Raw genomic sequence first — 13,239 nt, forward strand, 5'->3', positions numbered from 1 at the left:
GGATTTTCATGGAATGCAAAATTCCTAATGGAATCGATATGACGCAGCAGGCGAGCTGGTGCCCTGGATGTGGACATGGAATCATCGTACGGCTTTTGGCTGAAGCGGCGGAAGCACTGGGAATCGAAGACCGTATGCTTACCGTCGAGGACGTAGCCTGCGGTGAATTTGCTCAATTCGCACTGAAATATAATACCATCATGAGTGCTCATGGCCGACCCATCATTGCGGCGGCTGGATTGAAACGAGTTCGTCCCGATGCCATTGTTGTAGCTCATCCTGGTGACGGATCGGCCTATAGTATCGGGATTGAAAGCACCCTTCATTGCGCTCTTCGCAATGAAAACATCCTAGCCCTCGTGGTAAATAACAGTGTATTTGGAATGACAGGTGGGCAGATGTCGCCGACTTCCATTGTCAACATGAAGACAACTTCTTCTCCTCATGGCAGAACAGTAAAAAAAGATGGGAACCCTATTGATATCACAAAAATCCTTGGCGGACTTGATATCGCTTATATGGCTCGGGGCGCCTTGGATACGCCGGCTGATATCATGAAGACCGGAAAGATGATTAAGAAAGCTCTGCAAAAACAAATGAATGGAGAAGGGTTCTGCCTTGTCGAAGTGCTCAGCCCTTGTCCTACGAACTGGCATATGACACCTGTTGCCGCTATGGACTTCATCAAATCGAAACAGAGCGCAACGTATCCGACGGGTGAGTTCATCGATAAAGGAGGTGCAGTCTGATGGTAGAAATCATTTGCTCTGGATTTGGTGGTCAGGGCGTCCTCGTTGCAGGTATGATCCTTGCCGATGCCGGCATGGAAGAGGGAAAACATGTGACCTGGTATCCTTCCTATGGTTCAGAAATGCGTGGCGGTACAGCAAACTGCAACATCAAGATGGATGATAAAGAAATCCCCAGTCCCTACTGCCATGACATTGACATCTTATACACGCTGAACGACGCGGCCATTGATAAATTTGAAAGTCAGATCAAACCAGGCGGTATCCTTTTGGTCAACAGTAGTCTTGTGCGACCGGAACGGAAGTTCCGTCATGACGTGACTGTCATCAAAGTTCCCGCTAGTGATATTGCCAATGAATTGGACAATCCGAAGGGAACCAATATCGTTATGCTGGGTGCTTTGTCCTATGCATCACACCATTTTGATGTAGCGTATATGAGGGGGGCCGTCGATCATTTCTTTGCAAAGAAAGGGAAAAATAATCCTAAAAATGGGGTATGCTTTGACCGAGGCGTTGAAGCTGCTAAAAAACAAATGGAATGACCCGTAGAGGAGTGCCATATACCCAGCCCGGGCAGAGGGACTCCTCATCTTAAGGATGAATGGAGCTTACGCGTATGGAACCGAAAACTTTGCCACTATCAGGAATCAAGGTCGTAGAACTTGCAACTGTTGTAGCCGCTCCCACTTGTGCACGCATGCTTTGTGCCTATGGGGCTGAAGTTATTAAGGTGGAGGCCTTGCAGGGAGACGTGATGCGTTCGGGGGGCGTTCATGAATTTGTGCCTTACGAAGATGACTTGAATCCTCTTTTTACCATCCACAACAGCAATAAAAAATTTCTTTCCCTTGACCTGAAAAAAGAAAAGGGGAAGACCATCCTTCTGGATCTGCTTAGCCATGCAGATGTATTCATCACAAATATTCGAGAACAATCGCTCCGACGTAATGGATTGGATTATGAAACCTTGAAGGACATGTTTCCGGCCCTTATCTATGCCCATTTTTCAGGCTATGGTCCCAAAGGCCCGGCTGCCCAAAACCCAGGGTTTGACATCACGGCTTTTTGGCTTCGTGCCGGCGCTGTTGCTGATTGGCAGACCAAAGATTCATTTCCTTTTGTCCCCACGTATGCTTTCGGGGATATGGCAACAAGTTCTGTCTTTCTTTCAGGAATCTTGATGGCTCTATATGCAAAAGAAAAGACGGGAAAGGGAACAAAAGTCATGACATCCCTTTTTGCTAATGGAATCTGGTGCAACGCTATCGGTGTTGTCCAGACCCAATTTGAAAGAAAACACCTGAACCCAGATCCACTTCGCCCGTGTGACCCCTTTAGTCAGACCTATCGTTGTAAGGATGGCCGCTGGATTGGAATCTACTGCAATGAATATATAAAAGACAAAGAAAAATTTGCAAAACTTCTGGGACTGGAGGATATCATCGATGACCCGCGCTACAAGGATGTGGAGACCTTGCAGCGCACCGGTTCCATTGTAGAGATAACGGAACGCTGCAACCGGATTTTCTTGACGCGTACCAGTAAGCAGTGGCGTGAATATCTAAGTGAGCACAGCATTTCCTGTGAAATCATGATGGAATCGCAGGAAGTCAGCCAAGATAGGCAGGCGATAGAAAATCGCTATATGGTTCCTGTGGAGTTCCCGGATAAGGGACATACAACGGTCATGATGCCAACCCCGCCGTTGGCGTTTAGCCGATATGCATGCCGCACTTACAAACCGACTCGCGGAATTGGGGATAATACAGAGGAAATCCTGAAAGAGATGGGATATTCGAAAGAAGAAATCAAGGCATTGACCGAGGCGAACGTGGTCCGTTAGCGTGGCCTTGCCCTCGTCAGTACAAACGGAAAAAGTCTCCCGCAGCTATGTGATGGCTGCGGGATTTTTGTGTATTTAAGCGGTTAAGAGGACCCATCAGGAAGAGTTATGGCTAAACGACTAGGCATGGATGATGTGCGGAAGAAATGGGGCTGGACGCTCATAGTTTTCTTTAGTTTGGTCAACGGGGATAAGAACGAAATAGCTTAGTCTGTCACCCTCACGATAAATGGATTGCCGTGCGCAATCATCTTCCTTCCCTTCGTGATAAGAAATGTAAGCCTGACAACCCCCTTTGAGGTTTTTCCGTCAGGGTACCTGTCTCAAGGCGGCGAATGCCGCTCCGCCTTACCAAGGCGGGGGACCCTCAAGTGGGTCATTTTATGACCTCCTTGATGGTGGTGGATGAGGCCCCCCGTTTTTGGGGGCAACGTCTCCACACGAACGGGAGTGAGGAATATTCGCCCAGGTTTCGAAGGCCGCTTTTGGAGCGAAGCGGAAGTCCGAGAAACATGTTTTCGGGCGAATCAATTCGGCCCCCTCCCGTAGGGCGGTTTGGGGCCGGCCGCACAGTCTTTCCCCTGCTTATTTTTTATCTCAATCCTGTCCCATTTATTCTACTGCATATTGCTAAAGAAACATGTATAATAGAGACTGGTGTGAAGGGTGCATACAGTGGTTTTTACCTATTTTGGTGGTTCTTACGATCATGATTTTATGGCATCACCCTTGGATTGTGGTCCCCCGCACAATATGCAGAATCGGTATGCTATTTCCCTGTAGCTGAGGAGGATAAATTACGTGGAAAGACTGATTGATGTGGCAAGTTACCCTGTACTTCCCGTACTGGACAAACTGCTTCAAAATAAATCCACAAAAAAGAATATCATTTGGGCCACGGACACGTATGCGTCCTTTGGAAATGGCTTCCAGGATACGGACCAAATCGACCGGACCCTGCTGCTCCAGCATGCAGACGTCATTCGTCCCCGCATCCGAAAAAGTATGGAAGATCAGGCCCAGCGGACGCGCAAAAAGGCAGAGGTCTTTACGCCGGCTTGGGTCTGCAACGAAATGAATAACGTCTGTGATGAAGACTGGTTTCATCGCAAGAACGTTTTCAATACGCCTCAGGAGGACCATTCGTGGGTTCCTACGGAAGGAAAGATTGAGCTTCCCAAACGGAAACGGTGGCAGTGCTATGTTGATTCAAGACGGCTTGAAATCACTTGTGGGGAAGCCCCATATCTTTGCTCTCGTTATGATGCGTCGACGGGTGAAAGGATCGAACCCCTGAACCGCCGTATTGGCATTGTGGACCGGAAACTCCGCGTTGTGAATGAAAATACACAAACCCGCGAAGAATGGGTCAAATGGGCCGTGCGAGCCCTTGATGCATCTTATGGGTATGAATATCAAGGCGATAACGTCCTTATTGCCCGCGTCAATCTGTACCTTACGTTCATCGATTATTACAAGGAGCGGTGGGGCGAGATCCCGCCCGGAAAACTGCTTCGGAAAATCGCAAACCGCATTGCCTGGAACATCTGGCAAATGGATGGCCTTAAAGATATCGTGCCAACAGGAAAACCCTACGAAGAGTTTCACCAAATGACGTTCGGCGAGCTTTTCTCCTCTGATTGGGAGGAAGCAGAGCGAAAGATGGAAGAAGCCGTTGCGATACCGGCTGTTACATACAATTGGCGTTCCAAACTCTCAGTTCTATTCAGGAAGGTGAAGGAAAAGACCATGGGAAAGAAGTTGTTTGATTTTGTAATTGGAAATCCTCCGTATCAAGGACAACAAAATTCAGAAGACACTGCTGAATCGAAAAAGAATTTTGCTCCTCCAATCTATAACTTCTTTATGGATGAAACATACAAGATTTCAAGTAAAGTAGAACTTATTCATCCTGCCAGATTCTTGTTTAATGCTGGTAGCACTAAAAAGAATTGGAATGAAAAAATGCTTAATGATCCTCATCTAAAAGTCTTGCGGTATGAGGCCGAAAGCAGCAAAATATTTCCCGGTCTTTCAACACCTATCAAAGGTGGTATCGCAATAACTTATCATGATGAGACAAAAGATTTTGGCGCTATAAAAATTTTTGTGAAGTATGAGACCGTTAATTCAGTTGTGCATAAAGTTCTAAATTCTAAAGATTTTGTGTCTCTTATGGATATTGTCTATTCAAGAACCGCTTACAGAATGAATGACAAAATGCACCTTGATTTTCCAAATGCAATTGGGAAATTAAGTAAAGGTCATGCATATGATGTATCCTCCAACATATTTGACCGAATTCCTGAGGTCTTCTATGACGAGTGTCCTTCTGATGGCTCTAAGTATGTAAAGATTGTAGGGCGTTCTGAGAATAAGAGAATTTATAAATATATTAAGCGAGAATATCTAAATGATGTTGAAAATTTAGAGTCATACAAAATACTTATTTCCCAAGCTAACGGCGATGGATCTTTTGGAGAAACCCTTTCAAAACCTCTAGTTGAAGGGCCTTACTGTGGAAGTACTGAAACTTTTATAAGTATCGGGAACTTTAAAACTCAAAAAGAAGCTGAAAATTTGAGCAAATATATTTCTACCAAATTTTTAAGAACCTTATTGGGGATTTTAAAAGTTACGCAGAATGGAAACAAGCCTGTTTGGAAATATGTTCCCATGCAAGACTTTACTCCTTCTTCCGATATCGACTGGTCTCAGTCTATTCATGACATCGATTTGCAGCTTTATCAGAAATACGGACTTGACGAAACGGAGATCGAATTCATCGAAAGCCATGTAAAGGAGATGAAGTGACGTGACGCCTCAAATTAGATCCTTTGAACGAGTTGTTCCCATGATTTATGCCTATACGACGCCGACTGTCACGTCAAACGAGGGTTGGATCAAGATTGGTTACACGGAAAAGCAAACTGTAGAGCAACGAATCAATCAGCAGACGCACACGGCCTCCATCCCTTATACGGTAGAATGGCAGGATAATGCCCTATATAAAGATGGTTCAGGAAAATCCTTTACGGACCATGATTTCCATCAATATCTGGAAGTCCAGAAGAGCATTGAACGGCGTCCTAAGACGGAGTGGTTCCATACGGATGCGGCAACTTCCTATCTGTATTTTGGACAATTTGCAAGCCGCAAGGATGAGCCAACGCAGCAGGGCAGCACCTACGAACTGCGTCAGGAACAGCAGGATGCCGTAGCAAAGACCAAGGCCTATTTCGAAAAAGGGGGGACGGAATTCCTTTGGAATGCAAAACCTCGTTTTGGGAAGACTCTTACTTGCTATGATTTGATTCGGCAGATGGGATTCCAAAAGGTCCTCATCGTTACAAATCGGCCGGCCATTGCAAACTCCTGGGCAGAAGACTTTAATAAATTCATCGGTTGGCGCGGAAAGCTTCGCTTCGTTTCGGATACGGATGCTCTCAAAGGCAAGAAGGGAGTCTATACGCGGGAAGCTTATCTTGACGCGGAAAGCCGCCTTCCGGAAGGAAAATCCCATGGTATGGTTGCCTTTGAATCCCTCCAAGGGTTAAAAGGGTCCGTTTATTTTGGTGGTAACTACCAGAAGCTCGAATGGATGGCCAAATCCTATAATGACTTAAAGGGTATAACGCATCATGGCATCGATTTCGACCTTCTTGTCATTGACGAGGCACAGGAAGGCATTGATACAATCCGTACGGAACATGCCTTTGAAAATATCAGCCGAAAACATACGCTTTATCTATCAGGCACGCCGTTTAAGGCTCTTGCTTCCGGACAGTTTTCAGAAGAACAGATTTATAACTGGTCCTATGCGGATGAGCAGGAACGAAAAGCATCCTGGCAAAGCGATGACTATAATCCCTATGAAGTTTTGCCGCAGCTTTCCATGTACACGTACCAGATTTCTGGTATGATCCAGGAAAAACTTGAACGAGGCGTTGACCTTGAAAATGAGGATGGTGCCGTCGATTACGCCTTTGACCTCAATGAATTTTTCCTCACGAAAGGAACGGGGGAGAGTACACACTTTGTTCACGAAGAAGAGGTCAAGAAATTTCTTCGCTCTCTTACATCCAATGAAAAATATCCTTTCTCTACGACGACACTGCGCAAGGAACTGGCTCATACCCTTTGGATGCTGAACCGCGTCGACAGCTGCAAGGCTCTTGCCCGTATGATGAAGAGTGATGAGTTCAAGGATATCTTTGGCGAATATGAAATTATCGTCGCTGCCGGTGATGGCAAACTTTCAGAAGATGAGGAAACAGAAAAAGCCTTTGACCGCGTGAAAAAAGCCATTGCGGAGCACGAAAAGACGATTACCCTCTCTGTGGGGCAGCTTACGGTCGGCGTGACCATCCCGGAATGGTCAGGCGTTCTTATGCTGTGCAACCTGAAGAGCCCTTCAAGTTATATGCAGGCTGCGTTCCGCGCGCAAAATCCCTGCATGATTCGGGTGGGGGCAGAACAGTTCCGTAAGGAACGAGCTTATATCTTTGACTTTGATCCGGCTCGTACGCTTATCATTTTTGACGAATTTGCCAATAACCTTCTTTCCAGTACGACCAATGGGGGCGGAACGGCGGAAGAGCGCAAAGAAAATATTCAAAAACTTCTTAATTTCTTCCCTGTCCTTGGTGAAGATGCAGAAGGAAAGATGGTCGAACTTGACGCTGCTGCTGTCCTTACCATTCCGAGGCGGCTTAAGAGCCTCGAAGTTGTGCGCCGTGGTTTCATGTCTAACTTCCTTTTTCAAAATATCAGCAATGTCTTTGGTGCGCCGGGCACAGTTCGGGAAATCTTGGAAAAACTGACGCCGGCCAAAGAGGAAAATCCGAAAAAGGAAAGGGCCGCTCTGGATCCTGCCGAAGATATTTCTCTTGACGATACGGGAAATGTTGTTGTTCCGGAGGAAATTGTTATCGGAAAGAGCAATGAACTTTTTGGAAATAAGATCTATGCAGCTCCGGAAGCGGTGGAAGAAGTAACGAGCGGTCTCAGCAAAGATCCTTTCCACATCGAAAATACGTTCCATAAAGTGCAGGATGCGGTGCAAAAGCAGATCAAGAAGGAAGTCATCGATGTAGCAAACAAAAATTATCAGCTCAAACCGAGAGCGGCGAAACAGGTCGAAAAGGCGGTCAATGAGCATATTTCTCGAGAAATTGAGCGTATTAAAACGGATACTCATCAGAAAATTGCCATTGCAAACGCTGAGTTTGAAAAGCGCAAAGCAGAAAGCACAACGTCTGAAGAGATAGAATCAGCGAGTAATGACTACCATAATACGCTGGATGAACTTGTGGCCAGTGCTGGTGACTCCTTAAAGTCTGCAACAGAAACCATATTTAAAGAAAATCAGAAAAATGTGGTTGAACAGATGGAAAAATTAAAGGCCGAAGAGAAAAAATCTGATTCTGAAGATTGGTCAAGAGCTCGGCTGAGGGGATTCTGCCGCAGTATTCCAAGCTTTGTCATGGCTTACGGTGATGAAGACTTAACCCTTGCCAATTTTGATGATTACACGGAAGATGATGTATTTAAAGAAGTAACGGGCATGCCGGAAGAAGACTTCCGTTATCTCCGTGATGGCGGAGAGCGAATCAGTGAAGCTACCGGTAAATTAGAACACTTTGAAGGACATTTGTTTAACGAAGTCGTTTTCAATGACTCCATCCAGGAATTCCTGAAGAAGAAAAAGGAACTTGCCAACTACTTCGACGAAAGTAAGAATGAAGATATTTTTGATTACATTCCGCCACAAAAGACGAACCAGATCTTTACGCCCAAAAAGGTCGTGCAGGACATGGTAGACCGCCTGGAAAAAGAAAATCCCGGATGCTTTGATGATCCAAATAAAACTTTTGCGGATCTTTACATGAAGTCCGGTCTTTTCATTACAGAAATTGTAAAGCGACTTTTCCGGTCGCCGAAGATGAAGCAGCTCTATCCGGACGATAAAGCGCGCATCGAGCATATCCTACGCAAACAGGTCTATGGCATGGCGCCGACGCGCATCATCTATCTCATTGCAACCAACTATATCCTTGGGTTTGATGAAACGCTGAAATTGGAAACGAAGAATTTTGTCCAAGCCGATGCTGCGGAAGCATCGAAAGATGGCACGCTGGAAGAACTGTGCCGAGAGTCGTTTAATTTGAAGTAAAAGTATGTGTCCTCACCCAAAAGGGGTGAGGACATGTTTAATGTGGGGAAAATTTCCCGTTTTAAGCGTAATATGTTTCTTTGTAGGGTATAAATAATCCATGCAAAATAAAGGAAGGTCTCCCCTGAAATAGCGTGATCTGTCATCAAAATAATAAGGGAGGCTAAGAACGAATTCGAGATGAAAAAGGTCCTCTGGAGCTTTCTCCTTAAGGCGGCAGAACCTATTGTAGGAAACAATGGGTTCTGCCGCCTTAGCGGTTAGTTAAAGAGGAATTGGGACAGGCTAAAAGCCCCACGCCATGCATAAGGGGCTGGAAAAATCAGGGAGGTGCTATGGGACGGGCAAGAGCAGCCATAGGAAATGTAAGCTCCATTTTCCGCATGTAATGAGGCTGCAAGACAATCTTATGGGGGGACTTTCGAGAAAATGCCGACACATATGCGTGCCTCATCAACCGATTCGCTTTCTTTTTCCGTGGCATATACTGCATGGCGTTGCTCTGCCATTTTTTCTGTCTAGAATGTATCCGTCCTCGCAGCCATTGGGACAGGAGTATCTGGTTCCCTTTGGCGGTTCACCGACGCCTTTTTTCAAAAGCCCAATAAGATAGGCGGACTCATTACGAATTTGCCCATAAGGCATGTATTTACTCATGACGCGCATAGCGCCTTTGATTGTTTCCGTGTTCCACTTGCGCAAAACTGCATTGGCAATGGCGGCATTCATACCGAGCTCCTCAATGAGTGTTTTACGAAGGCCATCTTTTTGTGCTTTTTCTTCGGGAGAATCGACCTTTTTCGCTTTTCCATTAAGTCCCGTTTCTTTTACTTCTTCCCCGAACACAGCGAAGAGATGATCTGCCCTTTTCATATTTTTTTGGGAAGGTGTTGCTTCACAAATTTCCAGTTCAAGCGGCGGCACAAAAAAGTCATGATCACTCGTTTGCTTTTTCCCCTGTTCTACATTTACAGACGTTACTTGTTTAGAAAAACATGTTTTGTTGTTTTTATTATGTTTATGTAAATATAAAGATGAATAGTCTATATTCGCGCGCGAGGCTTCTTTTTGAGTGGATGTCACGGTTAACGCATTTTTATCCGAATCCGTTGTAACCCGCATAGAATCTGCATCTTCCTCATATGTCACGGTTATGTCACGGTCACTTTTATTGTGACATGTCACACCCTCATTTTCTTCAAAATCGTGACATGTCACGTTTACCTGCTGGAAATCCGTGACAAAAGATTCTTCTTTGCCTTGTATTTTTTCATTTATGTCACGGATATTTTTGTATCCTTGAGGGAGCACTTCTGTCCCTGATACATAAATTTCTTGAATTTCATTTTTGGTTTGAGAAGATTTCTTAGCTTCTTTTTTTGTTTTTTCCTCTTGCTCGCAGCGCAGTTTTTCTTCTCGTAGTTTTTTGTTTAAACGGCAACGACGCTGACGAATGGCGTCATTAGACAGGCCTTTTTCCTCTTTAGACGCGTTTTTAATGGTTCCGCCGATTGCAAGATAGTGTTTCCAATTTTTGATGCGAATAACGCCATGATTGCACTTTAGAAGACCGCAATGATCAAAGTAGCGGATGCCTTCCATGATTTTAAATGTTCCATCGGAAAGGTGCAGTTTCTGCAGGAGGATATCCTTATCAAAGGGCGCACCATTTGGGGCGGAAATTTCGCCGTTTTTATCGAGTTCGGCTGCAAGCGTAAGAAGACGCAGCCAAAGCATGTTGTATGTGTATTGTCTGTCCGCCATGAGGGGCGTAATCATTTTCATGCTGTCGTCGTTTAATAATTCAATCAGAGATTTTAGATTTGTCATGGTGAAAGTTCCCTTCTTTGATGACGTGATTTACTCATTTGGGCAAAAAATATAGGACCGCAGGAGCGGTCCTATATGCATGTTAAAGGCAGTTTACGCTGCCTTTTCGTAAGTTCCTCGTCTTTTGAAGGAGTCTATGGTACCGGCTGTAGAGTGTCTTTGGTGGAATATGATGTTTTTGGGCGAGCATTTTAAAAGAGCCATTCTTTGTTGCCGATTCAATCAGTAAGTTTCTTTCTTCGGTTGTAAGTTGATTGAGCACCTCTTTTACGGTCTTGATTTTTTCTTTCATGTCAAGATGATGATCCATTTCATAAGTATCTTCTTTAAAAATTTGGTCTAAGCTAACTTCTGACTGTCGGTATCTTGCTTCTTTGCGCTGATAATTACGGAGCGTGTTTAGAAGGAAAGTTTTGGCATAACCAGGAAATTTCTCTTCAGGTCCTTCGTAGCGAAGCGCTGCTTCTAGAAGGGCAATGGATAAAATGGAATGAAGATCTTCTCGTTTTAAAAGATTTCTTTCCTTTTTCTCGAAATGTTTCAAAAGAGGCTGAAATTTTTTTAGAAGGTTCACCATTTCGCACTTTCCTTCGTTTGTCCCCGCGAGTTTGCGCAGCTGATTCATGGTAGCTTTACCTCTACAAGCTTAATCAATTCATCAATACGGTGGCAATGGAGGCATTTGCACAGACGAACTAAAACCGTAAGCGTTGGACGATAGGAATCGTCATTTGCCTTATAACTTGCATAAATCCGATTTAAGGTGGCTCTGCTGATTCCTGCCATGCGTGCGACTTGGCCGATTGAGAGATGTCGTTGTTTGATAAGGGTAAACATTGGATTATACTCAATTCTCATTGTTATAATCTCCTTTTCTACTTGGAATTGGAATGATCCGGAGCAGATCGCAGTGCGTCATTGTGTTTCATCATTACAAAAAATAGTACAAATTCATGGCCATGTAGATGTGCATATTGCAATGATTCAAATAATAAGAATGCTAAAAAATAAGAAAATATCAAATTTTTCAACAAACACGACTTTTTTATAATATCATAAATAATCAAGATTACAATAAGCATTTTTATTATAATAGAGAGAAATGTATCACCCATGATACACTTTTAATCCTGAAATGCGCACCATTCCTTTATTCTTTAAAATTCAAAATATTTTTTAAAAATTTTGAAGAAATCCATAAAGTGCAGACACTTATATAGTGTAAGGCGAAATGGGGAAGATGAGCTTCCTACCGCCAAAAATGATGAGGAGTGTGGAAACATATGAAAAGACTATCGCGTTGGGACGTTTGCCGAAGGGCGGAAAAGGACTATGGGAAACTATCCCATATCTATCTTCACTGGACAGCCGGATTTTATGATCAGACCTTTCCTGATTATCATCTTAATGTCACGGGAACAGGGGATGTCCTCAGCGCATCGGATTGCTTTACCGAGCTTTTATCCCACACCTATCTCCGCAATAGCGGCGCCATCGGGATTGCCATGTGCTGCGCTAAGGACGCCGTCATGTACGCCGACCGATCTTTTGACTTGGGTGTTTTTCCGCCCTCCCCGGTGCAGGTGGAAGAAACGGCGGCCCTCGTGGCACTCCTGACCCTTACCCTTGATATTCCGCTTGACAAAGCGCATGTCATGACTCATGCGGAAGCAGCTGACCTCGACGGATACGGACCAGCCCTGGCGGGAACGAACCGATTCGAACGCTGGGATCTGTACGAAATCAAAGATGGAGATGGAAAGTGGAAATATGGGGGAGACGTCCTCCGCGGAAAAGCTCATTGGTACCGACATCATTTGGCATCGCTCTTACCCTTTCAGTTAGCTTACTGATTGAAATCGTAAGCGTCTGCCTCATGTTCCACATTCCTTTATCGCTCAATCGTCAAAATACTAAGGAGGAAACACAGAATGGAAAACATCAAAGAAGTCACTCTGCAGCTCGAAAACGTGAACGAAGTCAACGGTAAGATGAAGACGACCCGCGTCACTTATAAGGGTATGAACCCTGACGCCGAGGATGCAAAGCTGCTGGAAGCTGGAAAGGCCATTGGCAGCCTCATGGAAGACACGCCGGAAACCATCTATGCCGTTAAACGTGTCGAACTGAAGGCGTAAGCCTAAAACCCACCATCGACTAGGACGTCCCCTAAAAGCGCTCTCGCCGCTTTTTAGGGCCACTTAAGCGAGAACTTAGACCCCAAAGGAGAATCATTATGTCTCAATCTCTCGAAATGATCTTTAAACTTGGTGACAACAAAAGCAAGACCATCCGTATTGCAGCTCCTATTGCTGATATCAGCAGAGCCAATGTGGAACCGGTCATGCAGAAACTTATTGACCTCAACGTCATTGGCGACAGCGTAAGTAAGCAGCTTTCCGCCATTAAGGGCGCAACGCTGAAAGAAACCACAAAGGTTTTTGAAGTGCTGGAAGCAGCTGAAGACGAACCCGTTGCCTAAGCTTTATCATGGATAGCATGTCCGTTCTGCTCGGTCAGGCCGCCCAGTACGGCTTTCCCATGGTAATCAGCTGGTATCTGCTTGTTCGCATGGAAAGTAAACTTGACGCTCTGACCGTCAGCATCAATATGTTGCGTGAAATCGTGACGAAATAAGA

Annotated in this window: 12 protein-coding genes; 9 read left to right on the plus strand and 3 right to left on the minus strand. The window is 44.9% G+C overall.

Going from position 1 to position 13,239, the window contains the following annotated elements:
* Nucleotides 1-8: 8 nt before the first annotated feature.
* The 5 genes from DW817_RS00890 (at nucleotide 9) to DW817_RS00910 (ending at nucleotide 8,770) form a co-directional block, all read left to right on the plus strand.
* On the plus strand, nucleotides 9-749 hold the full coding sequence (locus tag DW817_RS00890) for a thiamine pyrophosphate-dependent enzyme (RefSeq protein ID WP_009015605.1): 741 nt from the start codon (nucleotides 9-11) through the stop codon (nucleotides 747-749).
* Nucleotides 749-1,294, plus strand: a complete 546-nt coding sequence (locus DW817_RS00895; protein WP_009015604.1) for a 2-oxoacid:acceptor oxidoreductase family protein — start codon at nucleotides 749-751, stop codon at nucleotides 1,292-1,294. Before DW817_RS00890 ends, DW817_RS00895 begins: the two co-directional genes overlap by 1 nt.
* Nucleotides 1,295-1,368: 74 nt before the next feature.
* Nucleotides 1,369-2,595 (plus strand): CaiB/BaiF CoA-transferase family protein, encoded by a 1,227-nt coding sequence (locus tag DW817_RS00900; protein ID WP_009015603.1) that lies wholly within the window; start codon nucleotides 1,369-1,371, stop codon nucleotides 2,593-2,595.
* Between the two features lie 801 nt (nucleotides 2,596-3,396).
* Nucleotides 3,397-5,409 carry an Eco57I restriction-modification methylase domain-containing protein gene (locus DW817_RS00905; protein WP_120110413.1) on the plus strand — a complete coding sequence of 671 codons (2,013 nt, stop codon included), beginning with the start codon at nucleotides 3,397-3,399 and terminating at the stop codon, nucleotides 5,407-5,409.
* 40 nt (nucleotides 5,410-5,449) lie between these two features.
* Nucleotides 5,450-8,770 carry a DEAD/DEAH box helicase family protein gene (locus tag DW817_RS00910; protein WP_120110657.1) on the plus strand — a complete coding sequence of 1,107 codons (3,321 nt, stop codon included), beginning with the start codon at nucleotides 5,450-5,452 and terminating at the stop codon, nucleotides 8,768-8,770.
* Between the two features lie 453 nt (nucleotides 8,771-9,223).
* On the opposite strand, the gene DW817_RS00915 is transcribed toward DW817_RS00910, so the two are convergent.
* The 3 genes from DW817_RS00915 to DW817_RS10995 all read right to left on the minus strand — a co-directional run bounded on the left by DW817_RS00915 (nucleotide 9,224) and on the right by DW817_RS10995 (nucleotide 11,458).
* Nucleotides 9,224-10,600, minus strand: a complete 1,377-nt coding sequence (locus DW817_RS00915) for a phage replisome organizer N-terminal domain-containing protein (RefSeq protein ID WP_021736433.1) — start codon at nucleotides 10,598-10,600, stop codon at nucleotides 9,224-9,226.
* 82 nt (nucleotides 10,601-10,682) lie between these two features.
* A complete protein-coding gene (locus tag DW817_RS00920) occupies nucleotides 10,683-11,225 on the minus strand; it encodes a sigma-70 family RNA polymerase sigma factor (RefSeq protein WP_035224079.1) in 543 nt (180 codons plus the stop codon).
* Nucleotides 11,222-11,458: a helix-turn-helix transcriptional regulator gene (locus DW817_RS10995; RefSeq protein ID WP_035224076.1), complete on the minus strand. Its 237-nt coding sequence runs from the start codon at nucleotides 11,456-11,458 to the stop codon at nucleotides 11,222-11,224. The genes DW817_RS00920 and DW817_RS10995 overlap by 4 nt, the downstream gene beginning before the upstream one ends.
* A gap of 425 nt (nucleotides 11,459-11,883) precedes the next feature.
* Between DW817_RS10995 and DW817_RS00935 the strand changes: the two genes are divergently transcribed.
* The 4 genes from DW817_RS00935 to DW817_RS00950 all read left to right on the plus strand — a co-directional run bounded on the left by DW817_RS00935 (nucleotide 11,884) and on the right by DW817_RS00950 (nucleotide 13,237).
* The gene (locus DW817_RS00935) at nucleotides 11,884-12,453 is read left to right on the plus strand and encodes an N-acetylmuramoyl-L-alanine amidase (protein ID WP_120110417.1); all 570 of its coding nucleotides are present in this window, start codon (nucleotides 11,884-11,886) and stop codon (nucleotides 12,451-12,453) included.
* A 78-nt stretch (nucleotides 12,454-12,531) separates the two neighbouring features.
* Complete coding sequence (locus DW817_RS00940; RefSeq protein WP_021736447.1) at nucleotides 12,532-12,738, plus strand: hypothetical protein; 207 nt, start codon at nucleotides 12,532-12,534, stop codon at nucleotides 12,736-12,738.
* A 98-nt stretch (nucleotides 12,739-12,836) separates the two neighbouring features.
* Nucleotides 12,837-13,082, plus strand: coding sequence for a DUF2922 domain-containing protein (locus DW817_RS00945; protein WP_021736452.1), 246 nt, complete (start codon nucleotides 12,837-12,839; stop codon nucleotides 13,080-13,082).
* Nucleotides 13,083-13,090: 8 nt separating this feature from the next.
* Nucleotides 13,091-13,237, plus strand: a complete 147-nt coding sequence (locus DW817_RS00950; protein ID WP_081690358.1) for a YvrJ family protein — start codon at nucleotides 13,091-13,093, stop codon at nucleotides 13,235-13,237.
* Nucleotides 13,238-13,239: the final 2 nt, after the last annotated feature.

This window comes from Acidaminococcus sp. AM33-14BH (assembly GCF_003603525.1).
GTDB classification, from domain to species: Bacteria; Bacillota; Negativicutes; order Acidaminococcales; family Acidaminococcaceae; genus Acidaminococcus; species Acidaminococcus intestini.